Below are 22117 nucleotides of genomic sequence, written 5' to 3'. Positions count from 1 at the left end.
CGTCGATGGTCCGCCGCCTGGCGGCGGGATACGCGCAAGTCTCACGTGGAATGCGCCGCCGCAAGGGGGCGGGCGACGCACATCATGCGCCGAAGTGCGCGAGCACGATCAGCGTCACGGTCACGACAATCGCCCCGCCAATGCGCGTGGCGATCTGCGCGAACGGCATCAGTTGCATACGGTTCGCCGCGGTGAGGATCGCCACGTCGCCCGTGCCGCCCTGGCCGCTATGGCAGGCATTCACGATTGCGACGTCGACAGGGTACATCTTCATCAGGCGGCCCACCACGAACCCCGTGCCCATGAGCGTCACGACGGTCGCGGCGATGGTCACGACGTTGGCGAGCGTGAACGCGGCCATGAGCTTGTCCCACGGTGTCATCGCCACGCCGATTGCGAACAGCAGCGGGTAAGTCACCGCGGTCGAGAAGAATTTGTAGACGACGAACGCGCCTTCCTGCAGCGGCGGCGAAACCGCACGCGCAAGCTTCACGAGCACGGCGAGGAACAGCATGGCAACCGGCGCGGGAAGACCGAACAACTTGTTCGCCATCAAGCCGATCAGGTACAGCGTGATTGCCGTGATGCCGGCTGCGGCGATGTGACTGACGTCCACGTGTCCGCGGATTTCGTCGTTCGACGCGGTCAGTTCATCGGTGGCGCCCACTTGCAGGCGGCCATTGCCGGTCAGGTGCGGGAGGCGCTTGCCGAGCATGTCGAGCATGCCGGAGAGAAGGATCGCGATGAGACTGCCGAGCATCACCGGCGGCAACACCTGCGCGAACAGGTCGCCCTGCGCCACATGCATGATTTCCGAATAGCCGACCGAGAGCGGAATCGCACCTTCGCCCACGCCGCCCGCCATGATCGGCACGACGATATAGAGCAGCGTGTGCTTGACGCCGAGGCCGAGCGCCGCGCCGACCGCGGTGCCCACGATCATCGCGGCAACCGTGCCCGCGGCAAGCGGGATGAAGATCTTCAGAAAGCCCTGAATCAGCACGCGCCGGTCCATGCTGAGAATGCTGCCGACGATGATCGACGCGATGAAGAGATAAAGGAAGTTGGTTTGCTTCGTGAACTCGACGGTGAGGTGCTTCACGGGCGTGGGCAACACGTGGTAGTACACGAGCGCCGAAGGCACGAAAGTCGCGAGAATCGCGGCTGCGCCGATATTGCGCAGGAGCGGCAGGCGCTTGCCGAGTTCGGCGCACGTGAAGCCGCAGAATGCGAGCACCGCGATCGCCATCGAGATTTCACCCGGCACCTTGCCCGTGACAGCGAAGCCGCTGATCAGCGCGAACAGGATCACGTAGATCGGCAACGGAATGATGCCGATGCGGATTTCCATCAGCTTCCACCAGCCTTCCGGCCAGAAGCGGGTCTGCTGCGTCGAGGACGGCTCGGGGTTTGCCTGGGACGGGATGGGGGCTGCCGCGGAGGCGGATACGCTGTTCTGCACGGGATGTCTCCTTCGTTTTCGCTACCGGATTGCTTCGTGTCTCCGGCGCGCTTTTAATAACAGCGCGACCAAAAAGTCGCTGGGCCTTACTTAGCAGCAATCGTGCCAGCGTTCGAGCACCCGAGAAAACCGGATCAACCCCTTGATTTATCGACATTTCAGTTGTGAAACGCCGAACGAAAATTTTTCACCGCTCCGAAAACTCAGAATTGGCGCAGGGCGCAGGCTGAGATTTCAGCCAACGACCCGTCGCGGCTCCCCGGCATGACACGGCCGGCTTGCCATTCGCACTGGAGCGCAAATGGGAAACCAGCCGGAAGGGCAGTGTCAAGTTGAGTGCGCAGTCAAATGCAGGCACGAAGAGGATCAGATCGCCCTGTCGCGGTTTTCGTTTTTCAGCAGCGATTCAGGTTGAGCACGCAGCGCGGCAAGCTTGACGTACAGCGTGCTCCTCGAAATCCCCAGCGCCCGGGCGGCCATGGACATATTCCCATGAGCATTCGCGATCGCATCGCGTATCGCCTGCCGCTCCATTTCCTTCAGGTTTCCAGATGAAATGGGCAGGGCGGTCGAGGTCGACAGGTGGGCTGTCTGCGCGATGGCCGGGGGGAGCAGCGACGTATCGATGACGCTGCCTTCGGTCAGCGCGAACATCACCTCGAAGACGTTGCGCAGTTCGCGCACGTTGCCGGGCCAGCTATAGCCGAAAAGCGCCTCGCGCGCATCGGGATCGAGCCGCTTGGGCTCGCAGCCGTACTTGCGCGCCATCTCACGGTTCAGGTGATCGATGATCGGCCCGATGTCCGCAGGACGCTCGCGCAGGGACGGCAGTTGCAGGCTGACGACGCAAAGACGGTGGTACAGATCTTCACGAAAACGTCCCGCCGCGACTTCCTTGCCGAGATCCCGGTTCGTCGCTGCGATCAGACGCACCGACACGCGCCGCTCACGCGTATCGCCAAGGCGGACCACGACGCCATCCTGTAGAACGCGCAGCAGATGAGGCTGCATATCCAGCGGCATTTCTCCGATTTCATCGAGAAACAGGGTGCCGCGGTCCGCCTGTTCGAACTTGCCCGGCAGACCGCCCCGGCGAGCGCCCGTGAACGCCCCTTCGGCATAACCGAACAGTTCGCTGGCCAGCAGTTCCCGTGTCAGCGCCCCGCAATTGACGGCGATGAACGGGCCTTCGTCGCGATGCCCCGCCCGATGCAAAGCGCGCGCGAAAAGCTCCTTCCCGGCGCCGGTTTCGCCGAGCAGCAGGACGGGCAGATCCAGACGGGCGATGCGGCGCGCGCGCGCCTTGGTCGCCTCCAGCGCCTCGCTCTCGCCGATGATGTTGCCAAACGCATCGTCGCCTGCGGGCATCGTCACCGCCGCCGGGGGCAGCGAGATCGCCGTCCGCCTGTTGCCGCCAGCTCCGAGCGGAATCACGAGCATCGTCCCCAGCATGCCGTCGTGATCCGTTACCGGGTGCAGCCATTCGGCGCGGAGCCAGGCCGGATACTGGCTGCGCCGATTCAGCTCCGGCAGGGCAAGGTCGAGCCCCGGCAATGGACTGCCGACCTGTACGGGCAATCGCACGCCATACAGATCGCGCATCGCCTGCGCATCGCCGTTGATGCGCACGACGCGGCCCCGGCTGTCGACCAGCACGACGTAGTCGCTGGCGTAACGGATGAAATTGTCGATCGCCCGGGTCAGAAGCCGCTCGTGGAGCGCAGTATCGCGGCGACTCAGTTCGCACTCGATCTGCCTCGCGGCGGCCATCACGAGGCCTAGCGTGTGCCCATGAAGCGTTTCCTTGACGCCGGAGACATCCACGACGCCCAGCAAGGTGCGGTCAAAAGGATCGAAAACGGGCGCTGCGGCGCAGGTCCAGCGCTTGACGTCCAGGCAGAAGTGCTCATTGGCATGGATCTGAACCGGAGCCGCCATCGCGATGGCGGTGCCGATGGCATTGGTGCCGATGACTTCCTCGTTCCAGCAGCCCCCGGTGGCCAGGTTGATCTCCTCGCCGACGCTGCGCACCCGGGTTTCGCCGTTGAGCTGAAGTATCGTGCCGCCCCGGTCGCCGAGCATGATGAGCGTGCCGCATTCGCGCAGGATGTCGCGTAGATCTTCGAGTGCGGGACGGGCCGCATCGCAGAGATCCTGGTTTTGCCGCTGCAACTGGTGGACATATTCGGCAGCGGCCCCGGGGGCGAAGTGCGTGCCCGGATCGACAGCGTCGGAACGGCATCGCTGCCAGGACGCAAGGACGACTTTGCGCACACCGCCCGCGGCGAGCGGCTTGTCCTGCACAAAGCGCTCCCACGCCGACGCCACGACGGGTTCGTCGCCGATGTTGGGAATCAGAGAGTCGCAATGAGAAAACCGCATGGGACGACCATCCTCAAATGATGAGGCGACTGGAGCGTCGCATCATCATCAAGCAGCCAATCTCGTTTACATGAACGGCTTGCGCCGTGCAGTCTGAAAACCGGCCAACGTCACCGCCGGAAGGATCGAACGGGTTCGAACGCAGCATCCGTGACTAGACCGATGGGAGAGAACAACCGCGCCGCGAGCGGTTTCAAGCTCGCATCGCGGCTTCAATAGCATGCCTGACGTATTGCGGCGGATGCTTGCGGACATGCGCTGCCGTCCCTCCCCGACCGCTACCGCTGCCTGTCTCCGGGCTGCCGCGGCACCGCTAACTCTAACGCGAAAATTCGCCGGATTGCCCCAGGGGCAACCATACCCAGCCAAGGCGCGATGGGCGTGGGCGCGGCTCTGCAGCCAGGCCGGGACGTGTCCGGTTTCCGGACACGTGCGCGTGAGCGTCTGGAATCCGGACGGCGACGGCGAACCGCGCGCGACCGGCGGCGCGTCCAGGACTGCCCCCTAACCCGTTGATTCGAATCGCGTATCAAGTCCTCCCGCCAGCGCCGGCCCGTCCTGGCATGCCCATTGCCCTATGTCAGACGTGGGACACCCCACCATGACCAGAGCAATGACAGGAGGCAATATGCAGCAGCAATCCACCGTACAGGTGATGGGCATCGATGCCGGCGGCACGATGACCGACACCTTCTTCGTCCGCTCGGACGGCCGTTTCGTGGTCGGCAAGGCGCAGAGCAATCCCGGCGACGAATCGCTCGCCATCTTCAACTCGTCGCAGGACGCCCTCACCCACTGGGGCCGGACCGTCGACGACGTCTACCCCGAACTGGCGACCTGCGTCTATTCCGGCACCGCCATGCTCAACCGCATCCTGATGCGCAAGGGCCTCGACGTCGGCCTGATCTGCAATCGCGGCTTCGAGCAGATCCATTCGATGGGCCGCGCGCTGCAAAGCTATCTCGGCTACGCCCTCGAAGACCGCATTCACCTCAATACGCACCGTTACGACGAACCCCTCGTGCCGGTCTCGCGCACGCGCGGCGTCACCGAGCGCACCGACGTGCAGGGCAAGGTCGTCATCCCGCTGCGCGAAGACGAGGTGCGCGCGGTCACGCGCGAACTGGTGGAGGCCGGCTCCCAGGCGATCGTCATCTGCCTGCTGCAATCGCACAAGAACGAGGCGAGCGAGCTGCGCGCCCGCGACGTCGTCAAGGACGAACTGAAGAAGCTGAAGGTGGACATCCCCGTTTTCGCGTCGGTCGACTACTACCCGTCGCGCAAGGAAAGCCACCGCATGAACACCACCATCCTCGAAGCCTACGGCGCCGAGCCCTCGCGTCAGACGCTGAAAAAGGTCAGCGACCGCTTCAAGAAACACGGCGCAAGGTTCGACCTGCGCGTGATGGCGACGCACGGCGGCACGATCAGCTGGAAAGCCAAGGAGCTGGCGCGCACCATCGTCTCCGGCCCGATCGGCGGCGTGATCGGCTCGAAGCTGCTGGGCGAGGCGCTCGGCGACGAGAACATCGCCTGCTCCGACATCGGCGGCACGAGCTTCGACGTGGCCCTGATCACGAAGGGCAACTTCGCGATCAAGTCCGATCCCGACATGGCCCGCCTCGTGCTCTCGCTGCCGCTCGTGGCGATGGATTCCGTCGGCGCCGGCGCCGGCAGCTTCGTCCGCCTCGACCCCTACAGCAAATCGATCAAGCTGGGCCCGGACAGCGCGGGCTACCGCGTGGGCACCTGCTGGCCGGAGAGCGGCCTCGACACGGTTTCCGTGTCCGATTGCCACGTCGTGCTCGGCTATCTGAACCCGCAGAACTTCCTCGGCGGCGCGATCAAGCTCGACGTCGAACGCGCGCGCCAGCACATCAAGGCGCAGATCGCCGATCCGCTCGGCCTGTCCGTCGAGGATGCCGCAGCGGGCGTCATCGAACTGCTCGACCTGACGCTGTCCGAGTACCTGCGCGCCAACATCAGCGCCAAAGGCTACAACCCGGCCGAGTTCACCTGCTTTTCATACGGCGGCGCGGGCCCGGTTCACACCTACGGCTATACCGGGGGCGTCGGCTTCAAGGACGTCGTCGTGCCCGCCTGGGCAGCCGGTTTCTCGGCCTTCGGCTGCGCCTGCGCCGACTTCGAGTACCGCTACGACAAGTCGGTGGATCTCGGCGTCGCCCAGCACGCTCCGGCCGCGGACAAGGAAACCGCCTGCAAGACCCTGCAGGAAGCGTGGGGCGAACTGGCCGTCAAGGTCATCGACGAGTTCGTCCTCAACGGCTACAAGGCCGAAGACGTGCTGCTGATCCCGGGCTACAAGATGCAGTACATGGGTCAGCTCAACGACCTCGAAATCGTCTCGCCGGTCACCCGCGCCGCCAGCGCCGCCGACTGGGACCAGATCGTCGAGGCGTTCGAGAACACCTACGGCCGGGTTTATGCCAGCTCCGCCCGCTCGCCGGAACTGGGCTTCTCGATCACCGGCGCGATCCTGCGCGGCACCGTCGTGACCCAGAAGCCGGTGCTGCCCGAAGATCCGGACGCCGGTCCGACGCCGCCGAAGGAGGCCTTCCTCGGCACCCGTCCTTTCTATCGCCACAAGCGGTGGGTCGATGCCGCGCTCTGGAAGATGGAGGCGCTGAAGGCAGGCAACCACATCGTCGGCCCCGCCATCATCGAATCGGACGCCACGACCTTCGTGGTGCCGGACGGTTTCGAGACGACGGTCGACAAGCACCGCCTGTTCCACCTTAAAGAAGCGAAGTAAGGAGACAAGCCATGAACGTATTGAGCAACAAGGAGCTCGGTCTTGCCGACCTGCTGAAGACGGGCCAGACGCTCAAGCAGTATCGCGACGGCATCATCGAGCGCACGAAGGCCACCGGACACTACAACGGCCTCGACAAACTGGCATTCCGCGACAGCGACCCGATCGGCTACGAAAAGCTGTTCTCGAAGCTGCGCGGCGGCCTCGTGCATGCCCGCGAAACCGCCAAGAAGATCGCCGCGAGCCCGATCGTCGAGCAGGAGGGCGAACTCTGCTTCACGCTGTACAACGCCGCGGGCGACTGCGTGCTCACGTCGACGGGGATCATCATCCACGTCGGCACGATGGGCGCGGCGATCAAGTACATGATCGAGAACAACTGGGAAGCCAACCCCGGCATCAACCCCGGCGACATGTTCACGACCAACGACTGCGCCATCGGCAACGTTCACCCCTGCGACATCGCCACCATCGTGCCGATTTTCTGGGAAGACCGGTTGATCGGCTGGGTCGGCGGGGTCACGCACGTCATCGACACGGGCTCGGTGACGCCGGGCTCGATGTCCACCGGACAGACCCAGCGCTTCGGCGACGGCTACATGATCACCTGCCGCAAGACCGGCGTGAACGACGAACCGCTGCGCGACTGGCTGCACGAGTCGCAGCGTTCCGTTCGCACGCCGAAGTACTGGATTCTCGACGAAAAGACCCGCATCGCCGGCTGCCACATGATCCGCGAACTCGTGGAGGACGTGATCCGCGCCGACGGCATCGAGGCTTACGAGAAGTTCGCGTTCGAAGTCATCGAAGAGGGACGCCGCGGCCTCGTCAGCCGCATCAAGGCCATGACCATGCCGGGCAAGTATCGCAAGGTCTCCTTCGTCGACGTGCCCTACAAGCACCCGGACGTGCAGGTCTCGAACGCCTTCGCCAAGCTCGACTCGATCATGCACTCGCCGTGCGAGATGACCATCCGCCCGGACGGCAAATGGCGTCTCGACTTCGAGGGTGCGAGCCGCTGGGGCTGGCACACGTTCAATGCGCACCAGGTGGCCTTCACATCCGGCATCTGGGTGATGATGTCGCAGACCCTCGTGCCGACGCAGCGCATCAACGACGGCGCCTACTACGCCACCGAGTTCCGTCTTCCCAAGGGCACCTGGTGCAACCCTGACGATCGCCGCACGGGCCACGCCTATGCCTGGCACTTCCTCGTCTCCGGCTGGGCGGCGCTGTGGCGCGGCCTCTCGCAGGCGTACTTCAGCCGCGGCTACCTCGAAGAAGTCAACGCGGGCAACGCCAACACGTCGAACTGGCTGCAAGGCGGCGGCATCAACCAGGACGGCGAGATCCACGCGGTCAACAGCTTCGAGGCCAGCTCCTGCGGTACCGGCGCCTGCGCGATCAAGGACGGCCTCAACCACGCCGCCGCGATCTGGAATCCGGAAGGCGACATGGGCGACATCGAAATCTGGGAGATGGCCGAGCCGCTGCTCTACCTCGGCCGCAACGTCAAGTCCAACTCCGGCGGCTACGGCAAATACCGCGGCGGCTGCGGCTTCGAGACGCTGCGCATGGTCTGGAACGCGCAGGACTGGACCATGTTCTTCATGGGCAACGGCTTCATGAACAGCGACTGGGGCCTGATGGGCGGCTACCCGTCCGCGACCGGCTATCGCTTCGAGGCGCACCAGACGGGGCTCGCCGAGCGCATCGCGATCGGCGATTCCCTGCCGCTCGGCGGCGACGTCGATCCGGGCAACCCCGATTACGAGCGCCACATAGACGCCACTGCGCAGATCAAGCGCGACAAGCAGTGCATCACCACTGAGGACTGCTATGCCAATCACGACCTCTACCTCAACTATCTGCGCGGCGGCCCCGGCTTCGGCGACCCGATCGACCGCGATCCCAAGGCCATCGAGGCGGATCTCAACCAGAAATTCCTGCTGCCGGAATACGCGCAAAAGGTCTATGGCGCCGTCTTCGAACAGGATGAGAAAGGCGTGTTCACCGTGGATGCCGCGAAGACTGCGGACCGCCGCGGCAAGATGCGCGTGGAGCGCCTCGCCCGCTCGCTGCCGACGCGCGAATGGATGAAAGAGGAACGCGAACGCATCCTGAGCAAGCATGCCGCCCTCCCGGTGCAGCACATGTTCGCCACGAGCTTCGCGCTGTCCGAAAAATTCACCCGCGAGTTCAAGGCGTTCTGGAGCTTGCCCGACGACTGGCAACTGCTGGAGGAAGAACTCGGCGTGCCGTCGTATGGCTCGAAACACCGCATGGACCTGTCGCTTCTGCCCGACGTCACCACCGTCGTCCAGGTCGAAGAGTAATCACCGAATCGAGGAATCGAAACATGTCTACCTACACCAACGAACAGGTCGCCCACCTCGTCGAAGGCACGCTGGACTGGGAAACCACCTTCCGCATGCTGTCGATGCCCAAGGACGACAGCCGCTTCGAGCAGTACCTCGCGGCGCTGCAGGCCAAGGTCGGCTTTCCAGACCGCATCGTGCTGCCGCTCGGGCCGCATCTGTACATCGTGCAGTCGGCCAAAACGAAGCAGTGGGTAACGCAGTGCGATTGCGGACACGCCTTCTGCGACTACCGTGAGAACTGGAAGCTGCATGCCGCCATCTACGTGCGCGACACGGAAGAGTCCATGACCGAGGTCTATCCGAAGCTGATGGCCCCGGACACCCAGTGGCAGGTGTATCGTGAGTACTATTGCCCGCAGTGCGGCGTCATGCACGACGTCGAGGCGCCGACGCCGTGGTATCCGGTGATTCATGACTTCGAGCCGGACATCGATGCGTTCTACAAGGAATGGGTCAATCTGCCGGTGCCGGAGCGGGCCGCGGACTAGCGCCGCGTGCGCGAGGGGGCGGGCGTTGCCTGCCCCCTGTTGCGACGAAGACGTCGGCGATTTGCGCACCTCGACGCTTGCCCGCATGTTGCCGCCCGCGTGCACCGAACGCTCCTCGCACGAAACAAGACCGGACATGAACCCCAACCTCGCACACACGCTCGTTCTCGCGGCCAAGGCCAGCCCCGACCGGGTTGCAATCTTTCACGGCGCCGACGCGTTCGCCACCTTCGCCGAACTCGCCGACCGCACCGCACGTGGCGCCCACGGCCTGCGCGAGCAACTCGGGCTCAATGCCGGCGACCGGGTTGCGCTGGTCATGAAGAACTGCCCTCAATACGTCGAACTGCTGTACGCAATCTGGCACGCCGGTCTCTGCGCCGTGCCGGTCAATGCAAAGCTGCACGAGAGCGAAATCCGCCACATCGTGGCGGATAGCGGCGCCCGCGTCTGTTTCGTCACCGGCGACCAGAACGTCCCCGACACCCTGACCATTGTTGTTGGCTCAACGGAATACCGCAGCCTGTTTGCGACGCCGGGCATGCCGTTGGCCACCGTCGACGGCGATGCCATGGCATGGCTCTTTTACACCAGTGGAACGACGGGCAAGCCTAAAGGCGTCATGCTCTCGCACGGCAACCTGGCCGCCATGTCGCGGGCGTATTCCGGCGCTGTCGCCCGCATCACGCCGGGCGACAGCCTGATCCACGTGGCGCCGATGTCCCATGGCTCGGGACTCTATGTCATCCCTTACCTCGCTGGCGGTGCAAGCCAGGTCATTCCGCTCTCGGGCGGCTTCGACGCAGCCGAGCTGGCCGGTCTCATCGCGGCGCACAGGCATCCGGGCTTTTTTGCCGCGCCGACCATCCTTAACCGCCTGGTCGACCATGTGCGGCGAACCGGGGCTGATCTGTCCAGTCTCGAGGTCGTCGTCTGCGGCGGCGCGCCGCTCTACCTCGAAGACGAGATCGCCGCACTCGACTGTCTCGGTTCGAGGATCGCCCAGATCTATGGCCAAGGCGAAAGCCCCATGACCATCACCGCACAGTCGCCTGCGGAGATCGCGGCCGCGCATGCCGACGGCGACCTGGGAGCGCTGTCGTCGGTCGGACGCCCCCTGCCCGGCGTCGAAGTTCGAATTGCCGATGCCGAAGACCGCCCTGTGCCGCCGGGCGAAATCGGCGAGGTGCTCGTGCGCGGCCCCGCCGTCATGCAAGGTTACTGGAACAACGCGCCCGCCAGTGCCGCGACGCTTCGCAACGGCTGGCTGCACACCGGCGATGTCGGGTGCCTGGACGAGCACGGCCGGCTCATACTAAAAGACCGCAGCAAGGACGTGATCATCAGCGGAGGCTCCAATGTCTATCCCCGTGAGGTGGAAGATGTGCTGCTTGCGCATCCCGCGGTGAGCGAGGTTTCCGTGCTCGGGCGCAGTCATCCTGAGTGGGGAGAAGAAGTGGTCGCCATCGTGGTGCCGATGGCGGGGGCTCAATTGACCACGCCGGAGCTTGACCAATGGTGCCTCGACCGCATTGCCCGCTTCAAGCGTCCGAGAGCCTACCTGTTCGTCGAAGCATTGCCGAAGAACAGCACCGGTAAAGTGGTCAAGACTGCGTTGCGCGACCTCCTGGCCCGATCCGGGCCGGAAGATAACGCGAACGCCAGGACCTGGCGCTGGAGCCTGGCCGGGCAGTGAATCCGTTATCGGCGACATGGCTTGTATACGCGTGGTTTACAGATCATTCAGGCGCACCGGAGCACCAGAAAAAAAGCCAGCATGCGCCCTCCGTCAAAGGCACATGCTGGCCGCAGATCATCGACAGGATCACGCCTGCCGCGGTGCGCTTCAGCTACAGGAAGTCGGTGAACCAGATGCGATTCGCACCCGTCAGCCGAGCACCTCGCTCACCGGTACATACTGGTAGCCAAGATCTTTCGCCACCGCTTCGTAGGTCACCTTGCCCTCGCAGACGTTCAATCCATGACTCAGATGCACGTCGTCTCCCAGTGCTTTCTTCCATCCCTTGTCAGCCAGGGCGATCGCGTGACCAATGGTTGCATTGTTCAGCGCAAAGGTTGAGGTTCGCGCGACGGCACCGGGCATGTTGGCCACGCAGTAGTGGACTACGCCGTCGACGAGGTACGTGGGCTCGGCATGGGTCGTTGCGTGCGACGTCTCGAAGCAGCCCCCCTGGTCGATCGCCACATCGACCACGACCGAACCTGCCTTCATCTGTCCGATCATGCTGCGTGTAACCAGTTTGGGCGCAGCGGCGCCGGGAATCAGCACGCCGCCAATCACGAGATCCGCGTTCGCCACATTCTCCTCGATGACCTGTGCATTCGAGTACAAGGTGCGAATGCGGTTGCCGTAGACAAGATCGAGCTGCCGCAAGCGGTCGATGTTCTTGTCGAGCACCGTCACCCTCGCGCCAACGCCGACCGCCATCTGCAAGGCGTTGGTCCCGACTACGCCGGCGCCGATGATGACCACGTCGGCAGGCGCCACGCCGGGCACGCCGCCAAGCAGCAGGCCCTGACCGCCTTTGGACTTCTCCAGATGCGCGGCGCCGGCCTGAATGGCCATACGGCCAGCCACTTCGCTCATCGGCGCGAGCAAGGGCAACCCGCCGCCCGCCGACGTAATGGTTTCGTATGCGACACAGACGGCACCCGATTTCACCAGCGCGGCGGTTTGCTCCGGATCGGGCGCGAGGTGCAGGTAGGTGTACAGAATCTGCCCCGCACGCAGCATGCTGCACTCGACCGGCTGGGGCTCCTTGACTTTGACGATCATGTCCGCGCGAGCGAATATTTCCGCCGCACCGTCGCACATCACAGCCCCTGCGGCGCGATATGCATCGTCGGACAAACCGATCGCCGTGCCGGCCGAAGTCTGCACCATGACCTGATGTCCACGCGCAGTCAGTTCACGCACGCTTGCCGGGATCAACCCAACGCGATACTCGTGATTCTTGATTTCCTTTGGAACGCCAATCAGCATTTTGTCTCTCCTCGATATGGAGATGCCCCCACCCAACCAGGGATCGGGACACCGGAAATTGCCTCTGTCCGGCGAGCTTTATCGCTTTTTCGACGTTTCGTATAACGAATGAATCAGATACTGCCGAAGCGTCGCATGGCCGTCGACAGGCGCGTTGCGGACATCGGCGATCGTAACGATGGCCACGGATACGCGCAGTCTTTTGACGCGTCAGGACTTTATACTGCGGTCCGCGCGAATTTCTTGTTCTGCGCCCATGCTAGTTCAACCGCAGTAGCTGACATAACTGTTTTTTTTGTGAAAGCAGTTCTTTTTCCTGTTTAAAGGATCCCGGCTTGCACTAGCGCAAGCCGCCGTCTGTTCACGCATCGACTGCCGGTTGCGCCGGAAACTGAATGCACCCTGCCCGCCTGAATCCGTCGACACCGGCAAGTGCGGCCAATTTACCAACGACGCCTTGACCGAGGCAGTCAGTCGTCCGCGCAGAACATCGTCGGCGTGATATTGGTGAAGTTCTTCACATCGCCAATGATCTCAGCGGTTTTGGCCGACGAAAGGGCCATATTGATCGCGGCCTGATCGATGAAACGCAGTATCGCCACGCATGCGAATGGTTGCTGAGCTGGCGATGGAAACAGGACCTCGGCTGATTGCAGGCCAAACTCGCTCCACGCAGAGCGCACAAGTGGAGCATGGGTCGAAAGGTAGTACTCGCGGTCAAACGTCCCGCCTTCCGTGCTCGGGTAGCTCACGATCAGGGTAGTCATATTCAGTCCCGTGTTGAGATGTGTTTAGGCGCTGCCTTAGGTGGATGCGCACGCTTCGTTTGAATGCCGTGCGGCGTGAATTGCGCGTTGGCGCGAACAACATCGCATGCGCTACGGCATGCGCTACGACGCGGCAGGAGCGTCCGCGGCATCGGCCAGGCTGCGGGCGCTCCTGCGTGTCATTGGCGCACTGGCGGTCAGCTCACGGACGAACCCGGCAGATCGGCCAGCTTCTTGCCGAGCGCGGCAGCCACATGGGAAGCGGCGATATAGCTGAAGCCCATGATCGTCTCGCTCGGGTCCACCGATGGCCCGATGGGGAACACCGAAGGATCGGACACGAACAGGTTGTCGAACCCGTGCACGCGATGGCTGGAATCGGTCACCGAAGTCCTCGGGTCCGTGCCCATGCGGCAGCCGCCGAACGGATGGGCCCCGCCGAGGAACAGGCTGCCAGGCTTGATCTCGATGTTGTCGATGAGACCGATCTGGTCCACCGACTTGAGTTCCGTGCGGCGCATGTCGGGAATCATCACCTTGGAGGCGCCGGCCTTGAAGAGGATGATCACGATCTTCTTCAGCATGTCGCGGAGCATCTTCTGCGTGGTGGGGCCATACGGATACACCAGATCGCGCTGCCCCCTGGAGTCAAGCCGGATCTCGCCGAGCTCGTCGGGATGGTCGTCGATCAGGCCGATCGCGCCGCCCACGTGCGAGAAGTTCTCCATCCAGTCGGCGCCGGCGGCGTCGAAGCCGCCGATCGAGTACCCCAACATGGCGGGATGGAGCTGGTCGGGCACCAGCAGATAGCCGCCTTCGACGTAGTTGCCATGGGCGTCGTAGCGGGCACGGCTGAAGCCGTCCACGCCAAAGCAGGCCGGGGGCTTGCGCCACATGATGATCGGCTCGTTGAACATGGCGTGTGCGAACCCGACCGGATTCATGCCGAAATGCTTGCCCAGCGCCGGCAGCGATTCGCGCAGGCGAGGCTGCGACAGCATGAAGGTCGGCGTGTTGAAGCCGCCCGTTGCAACGACGAAGTGTTTGGCCTTGACCGTCACCTTCTTGCCGCCAGGCCGGTTGCGCCGGCGGTCGATCACGCTGGCCGACAGTTGCGTCACGCGATTGCCGTCGAAGGTGAACTCGTCGGCCCTCAGGTCCGCATAGACGCGCGCGCCCAGCGCCATCGCCGACGGCAGGCTGGTGACAAGCTGGCTCTGCTTGGCGTTGACCGCGCAGCCCTGCATGCAATGGCCCGAGCCCGCGCAGCCGTTCCTCGCCTGCTTGATCGGCATGAGCTGCCAGTCGAGCGCCTGCACCGCGTCGCGGAACAGCTCGTTCATGCGGTTGTGGTATTTCGGGTCCATCTCGGCGATGTGCAGACGCCGCTCGATGTCGTCGAAGATCGGCGCGAGATCCTTCGCGCTGTGCCCCGTGACGCCATAGCGCTCGCTCCACAGCGCCAGACGGTCGTCCGGCGTGCGAAAGCTGTCGGCCCAATAGTGCACCGAGGTGCCGCCGACCAGTTCGCCATAGTACAAATACGTCGAGCCATCGGTCGAGGAGGCAAGGCCGCGCTCGGCATCGACCTTGCCGGACTGGTTCAGCTCGCGATTGTCGAAGGTCGACGCCGGATAGTAGCCGCCTTTCTCCAGAACCACCGTGTCGATGCCCGCTTCGGCGAGCTTGTAGGCCAGAGTGGCGCCGCCGCAGCCGGATCCGAGCACGCACACCTCGGCGGTGATCGTGTCGAGCGTGCCGTAGTCGGTGTATTCGTAGGGTTTCGTCATTGCTGTCATGTTGCGCTCCATCCTCAGTCCTGTGACTTGCGGCCGACCAGCGCCGCGTAGTACACGCGCTGCTCGCTGCGTTTTTCCGGCAGGTTCATGAACGGGCCGTCGTAGCCGATGGCCTTCCAGCTCGATGGATGGCCGTAGTAGTACCAGCGAATCATCGCCGGCAGACTGAAGATGACGACGCGCTGGGCGTCGTCCGTGGTGTCGCTAGCCTCGACAAGGAACTTGCGGCGCTCGGCCATCGAGAGGCGCGAGAAGCGCGACATGTAGCCCCTGGCCAGCGGCAGCATCTCGAGCAGGTAGAACGCGGCGCGCAGATCGCTGCTGATGCCGTCGCTGACGAAGTACATCTCCTCGTCCATGCGCGTCACGATCTCGGCCTGCTCGACGCTCGGGAATCCGGGGCGGTCCGGCACGCTGACCTCGGCCAGCGTGTGCACGATGTCGGCCAGGTGGCCGTCAAGCGACAGCAGCTTGCCGTAGCGCTCACGATAGCGATTCGTCATCGTGAGATAGCCGAAGCCGCCGGATGCCAGCGCAACAGCGCCGCCGATACCGAGCAACGTCATCTTGAGAAAGCGCCGCTTCGCAAAAAAATTCGTGGTATTCACGCCTTGCCCTCCAACCTGAATGGCCGACAGGCCGGGACCGGATCATCCTTGTTTGCGGCCTTCCCGGCACCGGACGGCAACAGTTCGTTTCCCGGCTTTTCAGCCTCCTGTACCGACACAGGGGTCTGGATGCTGCTGAATGCGAACGCGCGTAAACCGGCGGCCACACCAGCGCGCCCATTGATGCTTTGCTTCATGGCGCTGTCTTCCTCCAAAAAATATTGATGCCGCCTTGCTGAGCGCAGCTTTATTAAATAGGGTAACCAGGCATTCGAATGCGAAATGTAATCAGGCGAGACCCGGATTCTCAGGCCAGGGTCGGACTCGACTCGACGCTGGCACCCGAGCGGCGCAGCAGTTGCCAGCCGAACAGCAGCATCCACGCAGGCAGCACCAGTACGCCGACCATCTCGCAGGTGCTCGACACCTCTTCGAGGTCGAGGAAAAAACCGGACACGAAGAAGAGCCCGTAGAACCCGCTGGCAAGCTTCAGCAGAAGCGTCCCTTTCCAGCCGTTTTTCTTCAGCACGTTCGCGATGACGAATCCGAAGAACAGCACGAGCGGACCTTCGATCCACCACAGCCCGTTCTGGGCAGCATGGGAAACGGCCGTCCAGGCTGCGGCCGCGGCCACCCTGGTGGCCTGATCGCCGCCTGCAGATAAATCGGCGAGCGGGTGGATGATGCCCGCCTGAGTGAGCGCGCCGGTCACGCCCACCATGACGTAGAGAACGATGGCGAATGCGACCATCGTGCCCAGCGCGCCAAGCTCCTCGCGAAACGCGTGCAGCAAGTACCCGCCGATGACCAGGAACGGCAGGTAGAAGCCGAACGTGTCGGCAATCATCGACCAGCGATAGAGCTCACGCATATCGGCCGGCAACGCCAGCATCGCCGCACCGTTGACGATCATTCCGGAGTCCGAGCCGGTCGCGCTCAGCAGCAGGCCCATGGTCAGGTAGGCCAGGATGCCGCCAATGATGGCGCTCCAGGCCGTAAAGCGCACCACGTTGCCGGAGGGTTGATTCATCTTTGTTCTCCATGAAAAACGTACGTCTCAAACAAGCTGACGAAGACAGGGTGAGCGGAATAGATCGCCGCGCCTGAGGCCGTCGACAAAGCATTTCGACAGGGCGCGGGGAGTTTTATCGGTCCTGGCAGGCACGGTACGGTCACTGCCGATGACGCCGATATCCTTCGGCGTGCTCCCGTGGTCGATATTGATGAGCTTGCGCATGTGTCTCCTTTCCGGGTGTTTGAGAGGGACTGTACAAGCGATGCGTCCTTCCGCCACCCCTGCCGCTGGCAGGGGAAAAGAGGTAGGGGGGAGTCGGACGAAAACCGATGAACCGCACCGGGCGTCGCAGGGGCAGCTACTTTTGTGGCGAGGTGCTGAATCGCGCCGGAGATGCCCAGCGCGATGTACCGATGCGGTGCGACGATCTTGCCCGTCTGGCCGCCGCATCCGCGCCCGCCTCGATCTTCTCGACCGCCGCACTACCGCCCTCTCTTGCCACCGGATCGAAGCCCGTCGCGCGTACTGTGATCACCTTGATCGGATCGCTCGACTGCACCGTCACGATCGCGTTGTCCGCGTAGAGCGGACGCTCGAACGTGTCGATGCCGACAACGGCCGTGATGTCCGGGATCTGCGCGACATCGAGACTCGCCGCGATGCGCGGCGCGATGTGCTTGCCGTAAGCCGTTGCGGGCGTGAGGATGTGCGAGTAGTCCTTCGCGATGTTCAGTGCAGCCGTCGCGACGTTCTCCGCCAGTCCGGCCGCCAGTTGCGGCCCGTCGGCCACCAGCACCTTCACGACCCCGGCGAGCTTCGAGGCTTCTTCCACCGCATCCCCCGCGTTATGGCCCGCGACCAACACGTGGATGTCCTCGTCGACGAACATGGCAACAACCGCTGCGGCCGCCACCGTGTTCAGCGTCGCCGCGTTGATCGACCGGTTGTCGTGTTCGGCAATAACCAGAATCGTCATTTCTTTGCGCTCCGGCCATCGTGAAACTAGAGCGCCACGACGGCCTCACCAGCGATCTTCTGGATGCCGAACTGATTCACGGTATGAATCTCCAGACGAACGCGCTGCTCGCCATCGTCCTCGAACTTCTCGGCCACGTGCCCGCGGCAGGTGATCGTGTTACCCAGATGCGTGATGCCCTGGAAACGCACATCGAAGCGGCGCAATTGTGCCTGCGGCACCCACTTCGTCAGCAGGCGGCCAAGCCATGCCATGCCGAGCATCCCGTGCGCAAACACATCCGGCATGCCGGCGCGACGCGCAAAGTCAGTGTCGATATGGATGGGATTATGGTCGCCCGAGGCGCCGCCAAAGAGCGCGAGCGTGGTGCGATCGACTGGCGCAAGCACCAGTTCCGGAAGCAGATCGCCGACCTGCACCGTATCAAAACCGGGATTCGTCATCACAGAACCTCTCAGTTGCGGCACACCAACACGGTGCGCAGTTCGGCGACAAGTTCGCCGCGCTGGTTGGTGGCGCGCGATGTCTTCTCGACGAATTCGAGCGCGCCATTCTTCTTGTCGTAGATGTCCTCGATAACGGAGCGCACCGTGATGGTGTCGCCCACGCACGCCGCGGCGTGGTAGGTGAAACCCTGCTCGCCGTGCAGCAGCTTCGCAAGAGGCACCCCGAGTCGTTCCAGAAGCTGGTCGATGGCGCCTGAATCCAGTTCGGCCGCAAACAGGAAGGTGGGCGGCGCCGGCAAATCCGGGTAACCGGAACGCCGGGCCGCTGCGTCGTCGGTATAAACCGGGTCGGTCTCGCCGATGGCCCTGGCGAAGAACTGCAGGCGGGTGCGCTCGATAGGCAGCACCGATGGCGGCAACTCGTGCCCGACCCATTTTCTGTCGATCATGACGACCTCCTCAAACGCGCTCGTACAGCGTCACCACGCAGGCGCCGCCGAGGCCGAGGTTGTGCTGCAAAGCCAGACGGGCGTTCGCGACCTGGCGCTTGTCCGCCGTGCCGCGCAGTTGCTGGACCAGTTCCGTACATTGCGCCAGTCCGGTCGCGCCCAGCGGATGCCCCTTGGAGAGCAGGCCGCCCGACGGGTTGGTCACGACCTTGCCGCCGTAGGTATTGTCGCCATCGCACACGAATTTCTCGGCCCCGCCCACCGGACACAGTCCGAGCGCTTCATAGGTAATCAGTTCGTTGTGGGCAAAACAGTCGTGAAGCTCGACAACGTCCAGATCGTCGGGGCCAACTCCGGCAGCCTCGTACACTTGCCTCGCCGCCTCCCGAGCCATGCTGAAGCCCACCACTTCACGCATGTCATGCGCTTCGAAAGTGACGGGACGATCGGTCGTCATGGACTGGGCCTTGATCCGCACAGTGCGATTCAGGCCATGACGGCGCGCAAAATCGTCCGAACAGACAATGGCTGCTGCCGCGCCACAGGTGGGGGGGCAAGCCATCAGGCGGGTCATCACGCCGGGCCACACTGCGGGTGCGGCCAGCACCTCTTCTTCGGTGACTACCGTACGAAAGAGCGCCACCGGGTTGTTGGACGCGTGGCGACTCGCCTTGGCACGGATCTTCGCGAAGGTAGACAGCTGCGTGCCGTACTGCTGCATATGCGCGAGGCCCGCGCCCCCAAAGTAACGCAGTGCCAGCGGCACCTCGGCGTTACCGACGATCTCGTCCGTGGCCTGCTCGAAGCGATCGAACGGGCTCGGGCGGTCGTCAAAATAAGCACCGAGTGCGCCCGGTTTCATCTGCTCGAATCCCAGTGCCAATACGCATTCGGCCGCACCGCTGGCCACCGCCTGGCGCGCGAGGAACAGCGCCGTCGAACCGGTCGAACAGTTGTTGTTGACGTTGACCACCGGAATGCCGGTCATACCCACTTCGTAAAGCGCGCGTTGACCCGCGGTCGAATCCCCGTACACATAGCCGATGTAGGCCTGCTGCACTTTGTCGTACGGAATGCCTGCGTCAGTCAACGCGGCAGCCGTGGCCTTGGCCGCCATTTGCGGATAGGGCTCGTTCGTCCCCGGCTTCGTAAAGGGGATCATTCCGACACCGGCAACAACGACATGGTGAGTCATAGCTTGCTCCAAAGTAAAAGCAGTAAATATGTGACCAGGGAGCCCCGGCGTTCGTATGCGCGCCAATCGGGTTCCCGTGGGGCGGCCTTGTAAATTTCCCCGAATCCCGACATTGACAGGGATTCGATGAAGCTCACGCGGCCGGAACAACTTGCAGCCTGCGATCAGCGTCTAACGCGTCGCTACGCGGAACCAAGCGGTGCGAAGCGTGGCGCTGCGACCACGTGTATTCCGCCGTCGGCCCCGACGCTGTAAATTCCACGCGCCGCGTTGTGTGGATGCACCGCCGCCTCGGCAACACTGAGTACGGGCGCGTAGCAGACGTCGCTGCCTTCCAGCAGCGTGTCCCAGTACGCACGGGGCTGGCTGGCGAACAGCGCGGCGAACCGTTTCTTCAGCGCAGGCCAGGTCCGTACGTCGTATTGAGCCGCTGGATCGACATCGCTCAGACCGAGCTTTTCCAGCAGTAATGCGTAAAACTGCGGCTCCAGCGCACCGAGCGTGATGAAGCCCCCATCGGCACAGGCGTAGACGTCGTAAAACGGCGAATCGTGGAAGGGGCTCGGCTTGACGCCGTCCAGTTGCCCGCTGCCGCGGAGCCATTGTGCGAGCGTTCCAAGCATCGCCAGCACATCGACGATCGCACCGTCCACCACCCTCCCACGGCCACCGGCACGCACATCCAGGAGCGCGCAAACCATGCCGAAAGCGAGCCCCAGTGCACCGGCGGCATCGCCCACCACGGTAGGCGGCACGATTGGCCGCTCACCTCGGTGCGCCGACAACGACAGCAAGCCGGTCAGCGCCACGTAGTTCAGGTCGTGCCCGGCCGCCATCGCCAGAGGCCCTTGCTGGCCCCAGCCGGTCATGCGGCCGTAGACCAGCTTCGGATTGATCGTGGCGCAGTCGGCAGGCCCGAGACCCAGCTTTTCCATCACGCCGGGCCGGTTGCCTTCGATCAGCGCATCGGCCCTGACCACCAGTTCTCGCGCCCTGGCCCGGTCTTCGTCGCGCTTGAGATCGAGCATGACGATGGTTTTGCCCAAACGCAGCGGATTGCCGCCGGCGCCACCCAGTAGTTCGGTCACCGCGCCTTTCTGCGGCCGCGCAATGACCGTCACCTGCGCGCCCATGTCCGCGAGCATGCGACCGGCCAGCTGACCGGGACCGAGACCCTCGAACTCGACGACGCGAACCCCTTTCAGCGGCGGATTCATTGCGGCAGCTTCCGTGCGATCAGTTCTTTCATGATCTCGTTGGTGCCGCCATAGATTTTCTGAATGCGGGCATCCGCATACAGGCGGGCGATCGGGTACTCGGCCATGTAGCCGTAGCCGCCGAAGAGCTGCAGGCACTCATCTGTCACGCGGCACTGCTGCTCCGTGCACCACCACTTGGCCATATAGGCGGCCGTGTCGTCGAGCTTGCCGTCCAGCAGACGCTGAATACAGTCATTGACGAACGAGCGCACCACGTGGGCCATCGTCGCGCATTCCGCCAGCTTGAAGCGAGTGTTCTGGAATTCGTAAACCGACTGGCCAAATGCCTTGCGTTGCTGGGTGTATTCGAGCGTCAGTTCGACGGCACGCTCGATCACCGCCGCGGCCGGCACAGCGAGTAACAGGCGTTCGTACGGAAGCTGGCTCATCAACTGCGCAAAGCCTTTGCCCTCGACCTCGCCGAGCAGGTGATCCGCCGGCACGCGCACACCGTCGAACGACAGTTCGGCCGTATCGGATGCATGCTGGCCCAGCTTCTCCAGCCGCCGCCCGACCTGGAAACCCTTCAGGTTCCCGGTTTCCAGCACGATCAGCGATACGCCGCGGCTACCAGCCTCCCCGGTGCGCACCGCCGCCACCAGCAGATTGGCAGTAAAACCGTTAGTGATGAAGGTCTTGGCGCCGTCGATGACGTATTCGCCGCCGTCGCGGCGGGCACGGGTACGCAGCGCCTGCAGATCGGAGCCGCATCCCGGTTCGGTCAGTGCGATGCCGGCCAGCATCTCGCCACTCGCGAGCCTGGGCAGCCAGCGCTGTTTCTGCGCTTCGGTACCGTAATCGAGGATGTAATGCGCAGCGATCGTGTGGACCGCCGTGTTGGCGGGCACTTCGGCCTTGGCCAGTTCGTCCTGCACCACCAGCTGGTACGCCAGATTGGTGCCCACGCCACCATAGGCTTCGTCGATTTCGGGCAGCATGAAGCCCATTTCCCCGAAGGGACGCCAGACTTCGCGCGGAATGTAACCCTGACGGCGCCAGCCATCCAGTTGCGGCGACAACTCTCCCGCGATATAGCGGCGCACCTGCTCGCGGAAGGCTTCGATGTCGTCATCCATCCAGGGCTGGCGGAGCAATCTCGGCATCATGGTGACG

At 63.6% G+C, this 22117-nt stretch carries 18 protein-coding genes and 1 pseudogene; 4 read left to right on the top strand and 15 right to left on the bottom strand.

Features of this window, described 5'->3' with window-relative positions; genetic code table 11:
• Nucleotides 1-82: 82 nt before the first annotated feature.
• Together Q0L30_RS19890 and Q0L30_RS19885 are read right to left on the bottom strand one after the other, a co-directional pair.
• Nucleotides 83-1426: a 2-hydroxycarboxylate transporter family protein gene (locus Q0L30_RS19890; RefSeq protein ID WP_296660284.1), complete on the bottom strand. Its 1344-nt coding sequence runs from the start codon at nt 1424-1426 to the stop codon at nt 83-85.
• Between the two features lie 402 nt (nt 1427-1828).
• On the bottom strand, nt 1829-3766 hold the full coding sequence (locus Q0L30_RS19885; protein WP_296660160.1) for a sigma-54-dependent Fis family transcriptional regulator: 1938 nt from the start codon (nt 3764-3766) through the stop codon (nt 1829-1831).
• A 706-nt stretch (nt 3767-4472) separates the two neighbouring features.
• On the opposite strand from Q0L30_RS19885, the gene Q0L30_RS19880 reads away from it, so the two are divergent.
• The 4 genes from Q0L30_RS19880 (at nt 4473) to Q0L30_RS19865 (ending at nt 11182) form a co-directional block, all read left to right on the top strand.
• Complete coding sequence (locus Q0L30_RS19880) at nt 4473-6617, top strand: hydantoinase/oxoprolinase family protein (RefSeq protein WP_296660157.1); 2145 nt, start codon at nt 4473-4475, stop codon at nt 6615-6617.
• Nucleotides 6618-6628: 11 nt separating this feature from the next.
• Nucleotides 6629-8953: a hydantoinase B/oxoprolinase family protein gene (locus Q0L30_RS19875; protein WP_296660154.1), complete on the top strand. Its 2325-nt coding sequence runs from the start codon at nt 6629-6631 to the stop codon at nt 8951-8953.
• Nucleotides 8954-8976: 23 nt separating this feature from the next.
• Nucleotides 8977-9486 (top strand): acetone carboxylase subunit gamma, encoded by a 510-nt coding sequence (locus tag Q0L30_RS19870; RefSeq protein WP_296660152.1) that lies wholly within the window; start codon nt 8977-8979, stop codon nt 9484-9486.
• Between the two features lie 136 nt (nt 9487-9622).
• Nucleotides 9623-11182 (top strand): class I adenylate-forming enzyme family protein, encoded by a 1560-nt coding sequence (locus Q0L30_RS19865; RefSeq protein ID WP_296660149.1) that lies wholly within the window; start codon nt 9623-9625, stop codon nt 11180-11182.
• Between the two features lie 192 nt (nt 11183-11374).
• On the opposite strand, the gene ald is transcribed toward Q0L30_RS19865, so the two are convergent.
• The 13 genes and pseudogenes from ald to Q0L30_RS19800 form a co-directional block, all read right to left on the bottom strand.
• Nucleotides 11375-12490 (bottom strand): alanine dehydrogenase, encoded by a 1116-nt coding sequence (gene ald / locus Q0L30_RS19860; protein WP_296660146.1) that lies wholly within the window; start codon nt 12488-12490, stop codon nt 11375-11377.
• 470 nt (nt 12491-12960) lie between these two features.
• The gene (locus Q0L30_RS19855; RefSeq protein WP_296660143.1) at nt 12961-13257 is read right to left on the bottom strand and encodes an EthD family reductase; all 297 of its coding nucleotides are present in this window, start codon (nt 13255-13257) and stop codon (nt 12961-12963) included.
• 197 nt (nt 13258-13454) lie between these two features.
• Nucleotides 13455-15056, bottom strand: coding sequence for an FAD-dependent oxidoreductase (locus Q0L30_RS19850; protein ID WP_296660140.1), 1602 nt, complete (start codon nt 15054-15056; stop codon nt 13455-13457).
• Nucleotides 15057-15070: 14 nt separating this feature from the next.
• The gene (locus Q0L30_RS19845) at nt 15071-15664 is read right to left on the bottom strand and encodes a hypothetical protein (RefSeq protein WP_296660137.1); all 594 of its coding nucleotides are present in this window, start codon (nt 15662-15664) and stop codon (nt 15071-15073) included.
• Nucleotides 15661-15861 (bottom strand): hypothetical protein, encoded by a 201-nt coding sequence (locus Q0L30_RS19840; protein WP_296660134.1) that lies wholly within the window; start codon nt 15859-15861, stop codon nt 15661-15663. Before Q0L30_RS19840 ends, Q0L30_RS19845 begins: the two co-directional genes overlap by 4 nt.
• 110 nt (nt 15862-15971) lie before the next feature.
• Nucleotides 15972-16694 carry a hypothetical protein gene (locus Q0L30_RS19835; protein WP_296660131.1) on the bottom strand — a complete coding sequence of 241 codons (723 nt, stop codon included), beginning with the start codon at nt 16692-16694 and terminating at the stop codon, nt 15972-15974.
• A gap of 27 nt (nt 16695-16721) precedes the next feature.
• Nucleotides 16722-16901: a hypothetical protein gene (locus Q0L30_RS19830; protein ID WP_296660290.1), complete on the bottom strand. Its 180-nt coding sequence runs from the start codon at nt 16899-16901 to the stop codon at nt 16722-16724.
• A 149-nt stretch (nt 16902-17050) separates the two neighbouring features.
• Nucleotides 17051-17655, bottom strand: a pseudogene (locus Q0L30_RS19825) (FAD-binding protein); the annotation flags it as partial.
• Nucleotides 17656-17681: 26 nt separating this feature from the next.
• A complete protein-coding gene (locus Q0L30_RS19820) occupies nt 17682-18098 on the bottom strand; it encodes a MaoC family dehydratase (protein WP_296660282.1) in 417 nt (138 codons plus the stop codon).
• 11 nt (nt 18099-18109) lie between these two features.
• Nucleotides 18110-18550 carry a MaoC family dehydratase N-terminal domain-containing protein gene (locus Q0L30_RS19815; RefSeq protein ID WP_296660129.1) on the bottom strand — a complete coding sequence of 147 codons (441 nt, stop codon included), beginning with the start codon at nt 18548-18550 and terminating at the stop codon, nt 18110-18112.
• Between the two features lie 10 nt (nt 18551-18560).
• Nucleotides 18561-19745, bottom strand: coding sequence for a lipid-transfer protein (locus Q0L30_RS19810; RefSeq protein WP_296660126.1), 1185 nt, complete (start codon nt 19743-19745; stop codon nt 18561-18563).
• 182 nt (nt 19746-19927) lie between these two features.
• Nucleotides 19928-20962, bottom strand: coding sequence for a CaiB/BaiF CoA-transferase family protein (locus tag Q0L30_RS19805; protein WP_296660123.1), 1035 nt, complete (start codon nt 20960-20962; stop codon nt 19928-19930).
• Nucleotides 20959-22110, bottom strand: a complete 1152-nt coding sequence (locus Q0L30_RS19800) for an acyl-CoA dehydrogenase family protein (RefSeq protein WP_296660120.1) — start codon at nt 22108-22110, stop codon at nt 20959-20961. Before Q0L30_RS19800 ends, Q0L30_RS19805 begins: the two co-directional genes overlap by 4 nt.
• Nucleotides 22111-22117: the final 7 nt, after the last annotated feature.

This window comes from Paraburkholderia sp. (genome assembly GCF_024281035.1).
Taxonomy (GTDB): Bacteria; Pseudomonadota; Gammaproteobacteria; order Burkholderiales; family Burkholderiaceae; genus Paraburkholderia.
This window is presented reverse-complemented; position numbering and strand designations above follow the sequence as displayed.